14 protein-coding genes are annotated in these 13,434 nt (G+C 73.8%); 3 read left to right on the top strand and 11 right to left on the bottom strand.

Going from position 1 to position 13,434, the window contains the following annotated elements:
* Nucleotides 1-28: 28 nt before the first annotated feature.
* The 3 genes from glpK to ACSU53_RS29450 all read right to left on the bottom strand — a co-directional run bounded on the left by glpK (nt 29) and on the right by ACSU53_RS29450 (nt 3,200).
* Nucleotides 29-1,546, bottom strand: a complete 1,518-nt coding sequence (glpK, locus tag ACSU53_RS29460) for a glycerol kinase GlpK (protein WP_437032678.1) — start codon at nt 1,544-1,546, stop codon at nt 29-31.
* A 120-nt stretch (nt 1,547-1,666) separates the two neighbouring features.
* A complete protein-coding gene (locus ACSU53_RS29455; RefSeq protein WP_437032676.1) occupies nt 1,667-2,563 on the bottom strand; it encodes an MIP/aquaporin family protein in 897 nt (298 codons plus the stop codon).
* Between the two features lie 187 nt (nt 2,564-2,750).
* On the bottom strand, nt 2,751-3,200 hold the full coding sequence (locus ACSU53_RS29450) for a MerR family transcriptional regulator (protein ID WP_437032674.1): 450 nt from the start codon (nt 3,198-3,200) through the stop codon (nt 2,751-2,753).
* A 366-nt stretch (nt 3,201-3,566) separates the two neighbouring features.
* On the opposite strand from ACSU53_RS29450, the gene ACSU53_RS29445 reads away from it, so the two are divergent.
* A complete protein-coding gene (locus ACSU53_RS29445; protein ID WP_437033481.1) occupies nt 3,567-4,025 on the top strand; it encodes a DUF6194 family protein in 459 nt (152 codons plus the stop codon).
* 80 nt (nt 4,026-4,105) lie between these two features.
* Here the strand turns inward: ACSU53_RS29445 and ACSU53_RS29440 are convergent, their stop codons facing one another.
* Together ACSU53_RS29440 and ACSU53_RS29435 are read right to left on the bottom strand one after the other, a co-directional pair.
* Nucleotides 4,106-4,942: an ABC transporter permease gene (locus ACSU53_RS29440; protein ID WP_437032672.1), complete on the bottom strand. Its 837-nt coding sequence runs from the start codon at nt 4,940-4,942 to the stop codon at nt 4,106-4,108.
* Nucleotides 4,935-5,960 (bottom strand): ATP-binding cassette domain-containing protein, encoded by a 1,026-nt coding sequence (locus ACSU53_RS29435; protein WP_437032671.1) that lies wholly within the window; start codon nt 5,958-5,960, stop codon nt 4,935-4,937. The genes ACSU53_RS29440 and ACSU53_RS29435 overlap by 8 nt, the downstream gene beginning before the upstream one ends.
* 139 nt (nt 5,961-6,099) lie before the next feature.
* On the opposite strand from ACSU53_RS29435, the gene ACSU53_RS29430 reads away from it, so the two are divergent.
* Nucleotides 6,100-6,888, top strand: coding sequence for a TetR/AcrR family transcriptional regulator (locus ACSU53_RS29430; RefSeq protein WP_437032670.1), 789 nt, complete (start codon nt 6,100-6,102; stop codon nt 6,886-6,888).
* Between the two features lie 16 nt (nt 6,889-6,904).
* Here the strand turns inward: ACSU53_RS29430 and ACSU53_RS29425 are convergent, their stop codons facing one another.
* The 6 genes from ACSU53_RS29425 to ACSU53_RS29400 all read right to left on the bottom strand — a co-directional run bounded on the left by ACSU53_RS29425 (nt 6,905) and on the right by ACSU53_RS29400 (nt 11,728).
* Nucleotides 6,905-7,456, bottom strand: coding sequence for a TetR/AcrR family transcriptional regulator (locus ACSU53_RS29425; RefSeq protein WP_437032668.1), 552 nt, complete (start codon nt 7,454-7,456; stop codon nt 6,905-6,907).
* 10 nt (nt 7,457-7,466) lie between these two features.
* Nucleotides 7,467-8,048, bottom strand: a complete 582-nt coding sequence (locus tag ACSU53_RS29420) for a sugar O-acetyltransferase (RefSeq protein ID WP_437032666.1) — start codon at nt 8,046-8,048, stop codon at nt 7,467-7,469.
* A gap of 61 nt (nt 8,049-8,109) precedes the next feature.
* Complete coding sequence (locus ACSU53_RS29415; protein ID WP_437032664.1) at nt 8,110-9,363, bottom strand: MFS transporter; 1,254 nt, start codon at nt 9,361-9,363, stop codon at nt 8,110-8,112.
* An 84-nt stretch (nt 9,364-9,447) separates the two neighbouring features.
* Nucleotides 9,448-10,251 carry a VOC family protein gene (locus ACSU53_RS29410; protein ID WP_437032662.1) on the bottom strand — a complete coding sequence of 268 codons (804 nt, stop codon included), beginning with the start codon at nt 10,249-10,251 and terminating at the stop codon, nt 9,448-9,450.
* Nucleotides 10,252-10,411: 160 nt separating this feature from the next.
* Nucleotides 10,412-11,308 (bottom strand): DMT family transporter, encoded by an 897-nt coding sequence (locus ACSU53_RS29405; protein ID WP_437032660.1) that lies wholly within the window; start codon nt 11,306-11,308, stop codon nt 10,412-10,414.
* Between the two features lie 210 nt (nt 11,309-11,518).
* Entirely contained in the window at nt 11,519-11,728 is a 210-nt protein-coding gene (locus tag ACSU53_RS29400) for a DUF2191 domain-containing protein (protein WP_437032659.1), read from the bottom strand.
* 183 nt (nt 11,729-11,911) lie between these two features.
* Between ACSU53_RS29400 and ACSU53_RS29395 the strand changes: the two genes are divergently transcribed.
* Nucleotides 11,912-13,390: a glutamate--cysteine ligase gene (locus tag ACSU53_RS29395; RefSeq protein WP_437032657.1), complete on the top strand. Its 1,479-nt coding sequence runs from the start codon at nt 11,912-11,914 to the stop codon at nt 13,388-13,390.
* Nucleotides 13,391-13,434 lie beyond the last annotated feature (44 nt).

Here is a 13,434-nt window from a genome sequence, read left to right as displayed (position 1 = left end):
CCCGCGCGGGTGGACCTGATCCGTCCCGTCAGTCGACCTCGACCCAGTCCAGGGTGCGCTCGACGGCCTTCTTCCAGCCCGCGTAGCCCTCCTGCCGCTGCTCCTCGCTCAGCCGCGGCTCCCAGCGCTTGGACTCCTGCCAGTGGGAGCGCAGCTCGTCGGTGTCGTTCCAGAAGCCGGTGGCGAGCCCGGCCGCGTAGGCGGCGCCCAGGGCGGTGGTCTCGGCCACCACGGGCCGGCTGACGGGGACGCCCAGGACGTCGGCCTGGATCTGCATGCACAGGTCGTTCGCGGTGACACCGCCGTCGACCTTGAGGACGTCCAGGTGCACGCCGGAGTCCTGCTCCATGGCGTCGACGACGTCGCGGCTCTGGTAGCAGATCGCCTCCAGGGTCGCCCGGGCGATGTGCGCGCCCGTGTTGTAGCGGGCGAGTCCGACGATCGCGCCCCGGGCGTCGGAACGCCAGTAGGGGGCGAAGAGGCCGGAGAAGGCCGGCACGAAGTACATGCCGCCGTTGTCCTCGACCGACCGGGCCAGCTGCTCGCTGTCCGCGGCGGTCTGGATGATCTTCAACTGGTCCCGCAGCCACTGCACGGCGGCCCCGGTGACGGCGATGGAGCCCTCCAGCGCGTAGACGGGCGGCGCGCCGTCGAACTGGTAGGCGACCGTGGTGAGCAGGCCGTGCTCCGAACGGACCAGCTCGGTACCGGTGTTGAGGACCAGGAAGTTGCCGGTGCCGTAGGTGTTCTTGGCCTCGCCGGGTGCGAAGCAGACCTGGCCGACGGTGGCGGCGTGCTGGTCGCCGAGGACGCCGGTGATCGGCACGGCGGCGCCGAGCGGGCGGGACGTGCGCGCCTGCCCGAACGCCTCGGGGTGGGACGAGGGGTTGATCACCGGCAGCATGGCGCGCGGGACGCCGAGGATCTCCAGGAGCTCGTCGTCCCAGTCGAGGGTCTCCAGGTTCATCAGCATGGTGCGGCTGGCGTTGGTGACGTCGGTGGCGTGGACGCCGCCGTTGGGGCCGCCGGTGAGGTTCCACAGCACCCAGGTGTCGGTGGTGCCGAACAGGGCGTGGCCCGCCTCGGCGGCCTCCCGCAGTCCCTCGACGTTCTCCAGCAGCCACTTGATCTTGCCGCCGGCGAAGTAGGTGGCCGGCGGCAGGCCCGCCTTGTGGCGGATGGTGTCGCCGTGGCCGTCGCGTTCCAGGGCGGCGGCGATGCTGTCGGTGCGGGTGTCCTGCCAGACGATGGCGTTGTAGTACGGGCGGCCCGTGCGCGGGTCCCAGATGACGGTGGTCTCGCGCTGGTTGGTGATGCCGATGGCCTGGAGGTCGCCGGCGGTGAGCCCGGCGGTGCGCAGGGCGTTCTGGATGACGGTGTTGGTGCGTTCCCAGATCTCCACCGGGTCGTGCTCGACCCAGCCGGACCGGGGCAGGATCTGCCGGTGTTCGAGCTGGTGTTTGCCCACCTCGTTCCCGGAGTGGTCGAAGATCATGAAGCGCGTGCTGGTGGTGCCCTGGTCCACCGCGCCGACGAAATCGGGCATGGTCTGCCACCTCTTCTCGTGTTGCGTTGTCTCCTGGTGGGTGCCCCGTTCCGACGGCTCCCCCCGTCCGGCGCACGTGGCGCGGTGCGCCGGCCGCGGGTGCCGGACGGGGGCGGGTGCCTACGGCTCGGGGGTCGCCGGGCCCTCCTCGCGCTCCTCGGCCTTGGCCGTGCGGGCCTTGACCAGCGGGCCGATCAGCCAGTCGTAGACCAGGACGCCGATGACGCCGCCGATGAGCGGTCCGAGGATCGGGATCCACCAGTAGCCGCTGAACCATTCGAAGCTGCCCGGGAAGGCGATGTCCCCCCATCCCTCGAAGTAGGCCAGGAGACGTGGGCCGAAGTCGCGGGCCGGGTTGATCGCGTAGCCGGCGTTCGTGCCGAAGGTCAGACCGATCGCGACGACGATGAGGCCGATGATGAAGGGCCCGAGGTTGGCCATCGGCGCCGTGTTGCGGGTGTCGATCACCGCGCAGATCAGCATCAGCAGCATCGCGGTGCCGATGATCTGGTCGAGCAGTGGGCCCCACCAGGAATTGCCGAAGTACTCGGCGGGGAAGGTGGCGAAGATCGAATAGGTGGGGAGTGATTCGTCCCGTGCGAGTCCCGCCTCCGCGTTGGCGGCGTCGATGGCCCACCGGTAGCTCGCGTAGACGAGTGCCGCGGCGACGAAGGCTCCCACGACCTGGGCCAGCCAGTAGGCCGGCACCTTGTTCCACGGGAAGTCCCGCCGGACGGCGAATCCGAGGGTCACCGCCGGATTGAGATGTGCGCCGCTGATGCCGCCGGCCACGTACACGCCGAAGACGACGGCCAGACCCCAGCCCCAGGCGATGATGAGCCAGTTGGCGGGTCCGAAGTCCACCGCCTGCCGGCCGGAGCCGGGCAGACCGACCACGGCGACCGCGACGGATCCCAGACCGAACAGAATCAGGACGAACGTTCCGAGGAACTCAGCGATCATCTCGCCGCCGAGGCCCTCTTTGTAGCCCCGTCGACGTGCAGTGCGTTCCGCCATGGGTAGCTCCTTGGCTGGAAAGGGTCACAACTGACCCATCCTTACCCTGGACATGAAGGATGATAAGCACACTAAACGGGACCCTACGACTCGTCGCTCGACCGGCCCCGCACCGACGGGCCGCGTTCTGCGCGGCCGGGTCCGCGGCGGTACTCTCCACGGCCCGTCCGGACGGGCCGTGGAGGGGTCAACGGCCGCCGGGTCGCGGCTCCGGGGCGGCGACGCCCTCGGCGGCCAGCACGGCGGCCAGGTCCGCGCCGGCCTCCAGCAGGGCCACGGACCGCGCGGCGATGCGCTCCAGGCGGTGCCGCAGGACCCGGTGCGCCTCCTGAGGTCCGGCGAACCCCTCCAGCGACCGCATGATCCGGCGCACGGCGGGGATCGGGTGGCCGCCTCCCCGCAGGGCCGCGACGATCCGGGCCTGCGCGACGGCGCCGGACGGGTAGCGGCGGGCCCGCTGGGAGGTCACGCGTTCGGGAGCGACGAGCCCCTCCTGCTCCCAGAACCTCAGCGTCGAGGGCCGCACGCCGAGCGCGCCGGCGAGTTCGGTGATGGTCAGGGTGCCGCCGTCCTCCGCGGAGCCCGCCGCCCGCGTCTCCTCCCGGATGAGCAGCAGCGCCCGCTGGGCCCGCAGCACCTCCTCCCGCTCCCGGGCGAGGCGGACGTGGACCGCGCCGACGGCGGCCGCCGCCTCGGGGAGCGGGGCCGCGCGCAGCCGGACGAGCAGGCTGCGGGCCTGTGCCGGCCCGGCGGCCCGCGCCAGGCCCCGGTAGGCGCGCAGGGCCCGGACGTGCAGCGGCGTGTAGTGGCGGTAGCCGTTGTCCGACCGGCCGGCCGGGGGGGATCACTCCCAGCCGTTCGAGGTCGCGCACCTGCTGGGGCGAGTACCCCGACTCCCGCGCGACGTCGGCCGTGCGGAGCACGCGTGCGCGGGCCGGGCCGGAGGGGCGGTCCATCGGCGAACCCCACAGAAGCACTTGAAGGTCATGGTTGAACCATGAGTATGGAGCAGATCATCACGGCCGTGCGCGCTTTCGAGGGGTCCCACGTGCTCGTCCCCGGCCCCGGGGACGGATCGCCCAGGGCCGCCTGGGGCGACGCGTTCTTCTTCTACGCCCCCGACGGCCGGCCCTCGCCCGCCGTCCAGCCCTACGGCACGGTCGTCACCGGCGACCAGCCCGGCGACACCGCGTCCGGCCTCGACCGTCCGGGCCGCTGGCGGGTCAACTGCCGGGTGGACAAAGCGGTGTTCCGGCGGCTGACCGGTGAGGAGCCGCGTTGTCTGGTCCTCCCCCGCGACTTCACGGCGGCCGACGTGGTGCTGCCGCACCCGGTGTACGGGGCACTGGGCTGGGTGGCCGTGGTCGACCCGGGTGAGCGGACGCTGGACACCGTCCTGGGCCTGCTGCGGGACGCGCACGACGCCGCCCGGGCACGGTACGAGCGGCGCCACGCGCGGTGACCACCGCGGCCGGGAGGGGCGGTGGCCGCCTCTCCCGGGCGTCGCGCACCGGAGGGTGAGCGCGGCGGGCGGGCGCCGGCTCACCCTCCGGTGCGCCGCCGGAAGAGGACGCCGGCCAGGGCGACCGACACCGCGGTGATGCCGGCGGACCAGGCCAGGGCCGTCCAGGCAGCGGTGCCCACCGGCTGGTCCAGGAGGAGGCCGCGCAGCGCCTCGATGACGGGGGTGACCGGCTGGTGTTCGGCGAAGCCGTGCAGCCAGGACGGCATGGTGCCGATCGGGACGAAGGCGCTGCTCGGGTAGGGCAGGAAGAGGACCAGGAAGGTGAACCCGCTCGCCGCCTCCGGTGACGAGGCGAGCAGGCCGACCGCGGCCGCCAGCCACGAGAAGGCCAGGACGAAGGCGAGCAGCACCCCGGCCGCGGCGAGGTGGCCGGCGGGTCCCGCCGCCGGCCGGAAGCCGATCATGCACGCCGCCGCGAGCACCAGCACCGTGGACACGGCGTTGCGCACCACACTGGCCGCCACGTGGCCGGTGAGCAGGGCGGTGCCGCCGACATCGAGCGAGCGGAAGCGGTCGACGATGCCGCCGGTCACGTCCGTGGAGACGGTCACGGCGGTCGCGGCGGCCCCGTAGCCGGCGCACAGCACCAGGACCCCGGGGACGACGTAGGTCACGTACCGGGTGGTGCCGGTGTCGATGGCGCCGCCGAAGAGGTAGACGAAGATCAGCATCAGCAGGACGGGCAGCAGCAGGGCCGTGATCAGCGCGTCGATGGTACGGCTGCTCAGCCGCAGCGCGCGGGCCGTCAGGACGGCGGCGCCGCCGAGCGCGGGCCGGCCGGCGCACGGTGGGCGCGGGCCCGGCCCGGTGCCGTGGCTCCGTGGTGCCGGGGCGGGGGCGAGAAGGTCAGACATCGCGGGTCTCCTTCCGCTCGTGCCCGGTCCGGGCAGCGCGGCTCCGGGCCGGCCGGTCGCCGGTCAGGGCGAGGAACACGTCGTCGAGCGTGGCTCCGTGCACCGCGAACCGGTCCACGGCGACCCGCTCCGGGTCGATCTCGTCGAGCAGGGCCCGCACGTGCGCGGCACTGCCGTCGGTGGCGACGCCGATCTCCCGCCGGCCGTCGTCCCGGGTGACGACCCGGGGGCCGAGCGCCCGCAGGACCGCGTGGTACGCCGGCGCGTCGGTGAGGGTGAGGTCGAGCCGGTGGTCGGCGACCCGGCGCTTGAGTTCGGCGGCGGTGCCGTCGGCGACGATCCGGCCGCCGTCGATGACCGCGATGCGGTCGGCGAGCCGGTCGGCCTCCTCCAGGTACTGCGTGGTGAGCAGGACGGTGACACCGGAGGCGGCCAGCGAGCCGACCACGTCCCACATGGCCTTCCGGCTGCGCGGGTCGAGACCGGTGGTGGGTTCGTCCAGGAAGACCACCGACGGGTCGCCGACCAGACCGGCCGCGATGTCGAGACGGCGGCGCATGCCGCCCGAGTAGGTCGCGGCGCGGCGCCCGGCCGCCCCGGTGAGGTCGAACCGTTCCAGGAGGTCGCGGGCGCGGCTGCGGGCGGCGCGACGGGAGAGCCCGCAGAGCCTGCCCATCATGCGGAGGTTCTCCTCACCGGTCTGGGCGTCGTCCAGTGCCGCGTACTGGCCGGTGAGGCTGATGGCGCGGCGCACCGCGCGCCGCCCGGAGACCACGTCCTGGCCCGCGACCCTGGCCGTTCCGCCGTCCGGCCGGGCGAGGGTCGACAGGATGCGCACGGTGGTGGTCTTCCCGGCGCCGTTCGGTCCGAGCAGCGCGTACACGGTGCCCGCGGCGACCCGCAGGTCGAGGCCGTCGAGCACCCTCGGGCCCCCGTAGGACTTGACGAGTCCGCGCGCCTCGATCGCGGGCTCGTCGGTTCCGGGCCGCTTGCGTGAGCCCGGTCGGCCGGTGGTCATGGCCCACACCCCCTCTCTGCGTATGGCTTACACATCACTGCGTAGACCATACACAGCATTGCGTATGCCGTACACCCTTCTGCGTAGGTGTTACGCAGACCTAGGATGGCCGTGATCGACGACGGCGGAGGCGGAGGCGATGACCGAACAGGACGAGCACGCCGGCACCGGTCTGCCCGCGAGCCTCGAAGCCGCCTGGGGCCTGCGGGAACGCCCCGCCAAGGGGCCGCGGCCCGGGCTGTCGCTGCAGCGGATCGTCGCCGCCGCCGTGGAGATCGCGGCGGCCGAGGGCATCGGGGCCGTGTCCATGGGCCGGGTGGCGAAGGCGCTCGGCTCCTCCCCCATGTCCCTCTACCGGTACGTCACGGCCAAGGACGAGCTGCTGGTCCTCATGGTGGACGCGGCCACCGGTCCGGCCCCCGCCGAGCGGTCCGACGACCCCGGCTGGCGCCCGGCGCTCGCCCGGTGGGCCCGCGGTCACCGGGCCGTGCTGCTGGCCAACCCGTGGATGCTGCGCGTCCCGATCAGCGGCCCTCCCGTCACCCCGAACGCGCTGTCCTGGATGGAGGCCGGTCTGGCGGCCCTGGGCGGCACCGCGCTGCCGCCCGGCGACCGGCTGTCGGTGCTGCTGCTGGTCACCGGCTTCGTCCGCAACGAGGCGACGCTCACCACGGACCTGCGGGAGCACGTCCGCGACGGCACCACCGGCCTGCCCGGCGGCGACCTGAGCGGCTACGGAAGGCTGCTGCGCGCCCTCGTCGACGCCCGCAGCCACCCGCACCTGCGCGAGGTGGTCGAGGCCGGCGTCTTCGAGGACGACGACAACCCGGACTACGACTTCGAGTTCGGCCTGGAGCGGCTGCTCGACGGGGTGGAGACCCTGATCCGCGGCCGGCGGCGCTCCCCGGCGGCACCGCCCTCCGCCTGACCGGCACGGGCCGTCGTCAGGGGCCGCCCGTCTCGGTGATCCGGGCCACCGCCTCGCGGGTCAGGGCCCGCCCGTGCGGCTCCCGGGCCAGGGCGCGGTGGAGGGTCAGCCCCTCGATGAGGGCGTCGAGCTGGCGTGCGGTGTCCGGGTCGAAGTGCTTCTCCAGGTGGACGCGGCTGCGGCGCATCCACTCGTGGGTCAGTTCCCGGTACGCGGGCTGGCGGGCCGCGAGGGTGTACAGCTCCTGGGTGAGGATCAGGTCGCGCTGGCTCCCCTCGGACAGGGTGTGCACCAGGCCCACGACGGCCTCGCGGGCCTCCTCCCGGTCGGCCGGCACGGCGAGGTGGGTGTCGAAGACCGCGACGATGTGGTCCGTGAAGCGCCCGAACGCCTCCCGGAGCAGATGGTCGATGCCGTCGAAGTGGTACGTCATCGATCCCAGCGGCACGCCCGCACGGGCGGCGATCCTGCGGTGGGACACCCGGGCGATGCCCTCCTCGGCGATCAGGTCCAGGGTGGCGTCGAGGATGCGTTCGCGGCGCTGCGGATCGGTGTACCCGGTGGCCACGGCGCGCCCCTCAGAGGCTGCGGACCGGCCGGGCGGGACTCCCCACCGCGACGACCCCGGGGGGCACGTCCCGGGTCACCACCGAACCGGCGCCGACCACCGAGTCGTCACCGATGGTCACCCCCGGCAGCACGATGACCCCGCCGCCCAGCCACACGTTGTCCCCGATGGTGATGGGCCGGGCCGCCTCCAGCTTGTCGCGTCGGGGCCCCGGCTCCAGCGGGTGGGTGGGGGTGAGCAGTTGCACGTTGGGCCCGATCTGGCAGTCCTCGCCGATGGTGATCGCCGCGACGTCCAGGGCGGTCAGCTGGTAGTTGACGAAGGTGCGGGCGCCGATGCTGATGTTGCTGCCGTAGTCCACGTACAGCGGCGGCCGGACCTCGGCCCCCTCGCCCAGCGCGCCGAGGAGTTCCGCCAGCAGGGGGCGTGCCGCCCCGGCGTCCTCGGCGAACGCCGCCTGGTAGCGGGCGGCCAGGCGCACGGCCCGCTGCTGGCGGCGGGCGATCTCCGGGTCGTCGGCGATGTAGAGGTCACCCGCCTGCATGCGTTCGAGGTTCGAGCGGGGGTCGTGCGCGAAGTGGTCCGTCGGCATGCCGTCGAGCGTACCCGTCGGAGCGTACGCGCGTACGCTCCAACGCGGGCGCCGGGCAGGGCTATCCGGCCTCCGGCGCGGTGCCGGCGGTCCCGTCGCCGTACCGGGCCGGCCGGCGCCGGGTCGCCAGCACTCCGGCGCACAGCAGCACCACGACCCCGGCCAGCGGTACCACCATCAGACCCACGCGCAGACTGGTGGCGTCCGCGACCAGCCCGACGACCGGCGGGGACAGCAGGAAGCCCAGACGCATCAGCCAGGAGACGATGGTCAGTCCCGACCCCGGCTTCAGGCCCGGCAGTTCGTCGGCGGCCTGCATGGCCGCGGGGACGAGGGTGGCGACTCCGAACCCGGCCGCGGCGAACCCCAGGATGGTGCCGCCCACCGTCGGTACGGCCAGCGCCAGGCCCATGCCGGCCGCGGCCACGAGCCCGCCGGCACGGGCGACGGCGCGCTGCCCGTAGCGGTCCACCAGGCGGTCGCCGGCGAGGCGGCCCACGAACTGGGCGCCCACCAGCGCGATGTAGCCGGACGCGGCCAGCGCGGCGGACGCGCGCAGGGAGTCGGAGAGGTAGAGCGCGGCCCAGGAGTTGCCCGCGTCCTCCACCAGGGTGCCCGCGGTGGCGATCAGGACCAGCGCGGCCAGCACGTAGGCGGTGCGCGGTCCGGCCGCCGGGCGGCCCGGGCAGGCCGCCGCCCCTGCCCCGTCGGCGTCCGTCCCCGGTTCGGTGTCCGGGCCGGGCAGGCAGTACCGCAGGGCGACGAGCGCGACGGCCGCGAACAGCACCGCCGAGATCAGCAGGTGCACGCCCAGGGAGAGGTCGAGGGCGATCGCGGCGGCGGCCATGGAGCCGCCCGTGACCGCGCCGATGGACCAGATGGCGTGGAAGGAGTTGATGATGGAGCGGCCGTAGCGGCGCTGCACCCGCAGGGCGTGGGCGTTCTGCCCGACGTCGGTGATGGCGTCCATCGCACCGGCCACGAACAGCGCCGCGGCGAACCACAGCGCCGAACCGGCCGTCCCGGCGGCGAGGATGCCGACGCCGGTCAGCAGCGTACTGGCGACGGCGACCCGGGCCGAACCCAGCCGTCGGATCAGCACCCCGGCCGCGAGGCCCGCCGCGATCGCACCCGTCGGGAAGGCGGCGACGGCCAGACCGTAGGTCGCGTTGCCGATGCCCAGGTCCGCCTTGATCTGCGGATACCTCGGCAGGAGGTTGGCGAAGAGGGCCCCGTTGGTGAAGAACAACGCGGCGACGGCCAGCCGGGCCTGCCGTTCGGCCAGGGCAGGCCGACGCAGTACGTCAACAGTCATGCGGAGGACACTACAACGCAGAGCGTACGAACGTACACTCTACCCCTCGTGCGCTTCCGGGGGCCGGCGGTGGCCGTGCGACGGTCAGCCGGAGGCGCGCGCCAGGACGACGAAGTCGGCGTCCGACGGGTCGGCGCACGCGGCCAGCCGCCCCACGCCCTCGGCGTCCTCCGGGCCCGTCGCCACGCTGCCGCCGTTGCCGGTGACCAGGGAGACCGCCGCGTCGCAGTCGGTGACGGCGAAGACCGGGTGCCAGGAGGGCCGTGAGCCGGTGGCCGCGAGGTCCTCGGCGGTGACCTGCATCAGGCCGCCGTGCATGCGTTCCTCGGGGAGACCGGCCGGGGTGATGAGGGTGTAGGTGCCTCCGGCGCCGCCCGGCATCGGCAGGTCGCCGAACTGCCAGCCGAGGACCTCGCCGTAGAACTCCCGGGCGGCCGTCACGTCCGTGGTGTGCAGTTCCGCCCAGCACAGCGAGCCGGGTTCCTCCACCAGCTCGAAACCGGCGTTGCGGTCCGGCTGCCACACGGCGAACTGGGCGCCCTGCGGGTCGGTGTACTGGGCCATCCGCCCCCAGTCGCCGAGGTCCACCGGTGCCACCCGCACCGTGCCACCCGCGCTCTCGACGGCCCGCGTCGTGGCGTCCGCGTCGGCGACGGAGTAGTAGATCATCCACGCCGGACGGGCGCCGTCCTCGGTGAGCTCGCCCAGACCGGCCACGGTCCTGCCGTTCTTCTGGAACACTCCCCCTCCCCCGTCCTCCGGGCCGCCTTCCATGGGCCGGTACTCCCAGTCGAAGACGGAGCCGTAGAAGGCCGCGGCGACCCGGACGTCGGGGGTGCCGAGGTCGAGCCAGCAGGGGGAGCCGGGGGTGCGGTCGTTGATGATCACGGCGTTTCCCTTCGCGCGTTCCGCGGTCCGTACCAGCCTGACACCGGGTGGTGGCCCCCGCCCGCCGACGCCCCCGCCTCGGACGGCGCTCCCCGCGCCGCCCGGCTTCGCGAGGCGGGAACGGCACCGGAGGGGGCGCGCGGGAGGCCGGCGGCACCGGTCAGGGCGGCTCCGCGCCGACGGCGTGGCCCTCGTCGCCGGCCAGGGCGCGGGCCTGGGGCAGCCTGGCGAGCGCGAAGACGCCGACCGCGATCAGCGCGACCCCCAGCAGCTGGGGCACCAGCCACCAGCCGGCCCGCACGCCCTCGGCGTAGAGGGTGAGTCCGAGCAGCAGGCTCAGTCCGGCGTCACCGAGCGTGATCGCGGGCTGCGAGGCCACCAGCGGACCCGACTGCAGGGCGTTCTCCAGGAAGAACAGCGCGCCCGCCCCGAAGAGCGCGAAGCCGTAGGTCTGCCAGGCGGTCAGGAACGCGGTGAGGCCCCCGTCGTCGAGCGTGTGCACGGCCTCCTTCATCAGGGCCGCCGTCACCGCGTAGGAAACGGCGGTGGCCAGCCCGAAGCAGGCCGCACGGGCCCGGCCCTCCGGGCGGCGGAGCGCGGCGGCCAGCAGTCCGGCGACGGCTCCGGCACACACCGCGAGCGCCGGGATCCACCGGTCCATCGGCACGTGGGTCCGGTTGCCCGACGGCGCGGCGGCGGCGAGGGCGACGACGAGTCCGGCGACGACGGCGAGCACGGCCGTCCAGCCGGCACGGGACAGCCCGCCGCGCAGGACCACCGTGCCGATGACCAGGGCGAGCGGGAGTTCCAGCACCAGGAGCGGCTGGACCACCGTGAGCGGGCCGGTGGCGAGGGCGGCGGCCTGGCAGACGGCCGCGGCGATCACGGCGGCGATGCCGGCGAGCCACACCGGGCGGCGCAGCAGGTCCAGCATGAGGCCGGCCCGCAGGCCGTCCGACCGGGGCACCGTGAGGGCCGCCTTGCGTTGCAGGACCGTCGCGAGGGCGTTGCTGAACGCGGCGGCCAACGCGAACACGACGGGCACCAGGAAGCTCACGGCGGTCCTCCGACACGGGAGACACGGGGAAACACGGGGAGACACAGGGAGACACGGGGCCCGAGAAGGCCGGCCCGCCCCGGGTGCCATGGTCACCCGCCGCCCCCGCCCGCGCGAGCGCGCCCGGCGTGAGGCGTCCCGCCGGGCGCCGGCCCGCGGGCCGTGCGGCCGTCCCCCGTGCGGCCTCGCGCCGGTGCGCCGCCGCGCGCGTCAGCCCTGCGGTTCCTGGGGCCGGGCGTCGGTCTCCCGCAGGCCCTGGTCGGCCCGGCCGGTGCGGGCCTCCGTGCGGTGGCCGCGGGCCACGTAGTCCCGCACCACCGCCTCGACGGCGTCCTGGGGGGAGCCGATCCCCGACAGGACCATCACCTCCACCACCAGTTCGGCGTCGAGACCGATGCTGATCCTCGCCCGTTCGGCCATGTCCACCCCTTCCTCGTGCCTCGGCGCCGCGGGACGGCGGAGCCGGCCGGTCGTACCCGATGGGGGACGACTGGCCCGCGCCGATGGTTGCGTCCCGTTGGGACGCCGTCGCCTGGTCCCCGCAGCCCGGTGGTGCCACTCTGGGGTGGGGGAGCCCCAGACGCGAGCCGGGAGGGAGAACCGATGGGACGGGACGTCCCGGCGATGGTGTTCACCCGCGAGGACCGCCGTCGGTACCGGATCAAGATGCAGGAGTGCCTCGACACCTTCGCGCTGATGCTGCGTGAGGCACGCTTCGAGACCGAGCGCCCCCAGGTGGGCCTGGAGATCGAACTCAATCTGGTCGACGAGCAGGCCGAGCCGGCGATGCGCAACAGCGACGCCCTGGAAGCGATCGCGGACCCCGCCTGGTCCACCGAACTGGGCCGGTTCAACCTGGAGATCAACATCCCGCCCCGCCGGCTGACGGCGGGCGGCCCCGACGCCTGGGAGAGCGAGATCCGGGCGGCGCTGAACCACGCGGAGCAGCGCGCCCGGTCGGTCGGGACGCACCTGATCATGTCCGGGATCCTGCCCACGCTCCGGCAGGAGGACGTCGGCGAGGGTGCCCTGTCGGAGAACCCGCGCTACCGGCTCCTCAACGACCAGATCTTCGCGGCCCGCGGCGAGGACCTGCGGATCGAGGTGGACGGCGTCGACCGGCTGCGCACCTACGCGGACACCATCACCCCGGAGGCGGCCTGCACCAGTACGCAGTTCCACCTCCAGGTGCACCCGGAGGAGTTCGCCGCGTACTGGAACGCCGCGCAGTCCATCGCCGGGGTGCAGGTCGCGCTCGCGGCCAACTCGCCGTTCCTGTTCGGCAAGGAGCTGTGGCACGAGACCCGCATCCCGCTGTTCGAGCAGGCCACCGACACCCGCCCGGAGGAGATCAAGGTGCAGGGGGTCCGGCCCCGGGTGTGGTTCGGGGAGCGGTGGATCACCAGCGTCTTCGACCTGTTCGAGGAGAACCTGCGGTACTTCCCGGCCCTGCTGCCGCTGTGCGACGACCAGGACCCCCGGGAGACGCTGGACCGCGGGGACGTGCCCGATCTGGCGGAACTCACCCTGCACAACGGGACCATCTACCGCTGGAACCGCCCCGTCTACGCCGTCGCCCACGACAAGCCGCACGTGCGGGTGGAGAACCGGGTGCTGCCCGCCGGGCCGACGGTGGCCGACACGCTCGCCAACGGCGCGTTCTACTACGGCCTCACCCGCGCCCTGGTGGAGGAGGAGCGGCCGGTGTGGTCCCGCATGTCGTTCTCCGCGGCCGAGGAGAACCTGCACACGGCGGCCCGGCAGGGCATCGAGGCCATGCTGTACTGGCCGGGCGTGGGCGAGGTGCCGGTGCAGGAGCTGGTCCTGCGGCGCCTGCTGCCGATGGCGCACCGCGGTCTGGAACTCTCCGGGATGGACGCGGCCTGGCGGGAGCCGCTGCTCGGCATCATCGAGCAGCGGTGCGTGACCGGCCGCAACGGCGCGGTGTGGCAGAAGGAGATGTTCCACCACATCGACGCCTCCGCGCGCTGCGGACGGCATGAGGCGCTGCGCCGGATGACGCAGCAGTACATCGACTACATGCATCTCAACGCGCCGGTGCACACCTGGCCCGTCGACTGACTCCCCGCGCACGGCCATGCACTTTCGGTGATCCGGAACCTATA

The sequence above is a fragment of the Streptomyces sp. enrichment culture genome, assembly GCF_964273255.1.
Lineage (GTDB): Bacteria > Actinomycetota > Actinomycetes > Streptomycetales > Streptomycetaceae > Streptomyces.
Note: the sequence above shows the minus strand (reverse complement) of the source record. Positions and strands in the feature narration are given on the sequence as shown.

Coding starts and splice junctions, on each gene's coding strand:
- ACSU53_RS29420 (WP_437032666.1), bottom strand. CDS start 8,048: ATGCCGACGGACCACTTCGCGCACGACCCCCGCTCGAACCTCGAACGC.
- ACSU53_RS29415 (WP_437032664.1), bottom strand. CDS start 9,363: ATGACTGTTGACGTACTGCGTCGGCCTGCCCTGGCCGAACGGCAGGCC.
- ACSU53_RS29435 (WP_437032671.1), bottom strand. CDS start 5,960: ATGACCACCGGCCGACCGGGCTCACGCAAGCGGCCCGGAACCGACGAG.
- ACSU53_RS29395 (WP_437032657.1), top strand. CDS start 11,912: ATGGGACGGGACGTCCCGGCGATGGTGTTCACCCGCGAGGACCGCCGT.
- ACSU53_RS29455 (WP_437032676.1), bottom strand. CDS start 2,563: ATGGCGGAACGCACTGCACGTCGACGGGGCTACAAAGAGGGCCTCGGC.
- ACSU53_RS29445 (WP_437033481.1), top strand. CDS start 3,567: ATGGAGCAGATCATCACGGCCGTGCGCGCTTTCGAGGGGTCCCACGTG.
- glpK (WP_437032678.1), bottom strand. CDS start 1,546: ATGCCCGATTTCGTCGGCGCGGTGGACCAGGGCACCACCAGCACGCGC.
- ACSU53_RS29430 (WP_437032670.1), top strand. CDS start 6,100: ATGACCGAACAGGACGAGCACGCCGGCACCGGTCTGCCCGCGAGCCTC.
- ACSU53_RS29400 (WP_437032659.1), bottom strand. CDS start 11,728: ATGGCCGAACGGGCGAGGATCAGCATCGGTCTCGACGCCGAACTGGTG.
- ACSU53_RS29440 (WP_437032672.1), bottom strand. CDS start 4,942: ATGTCTGACCTTCTCGCCCCCGCCCCGGCACCACGGAGCCACGGCACC.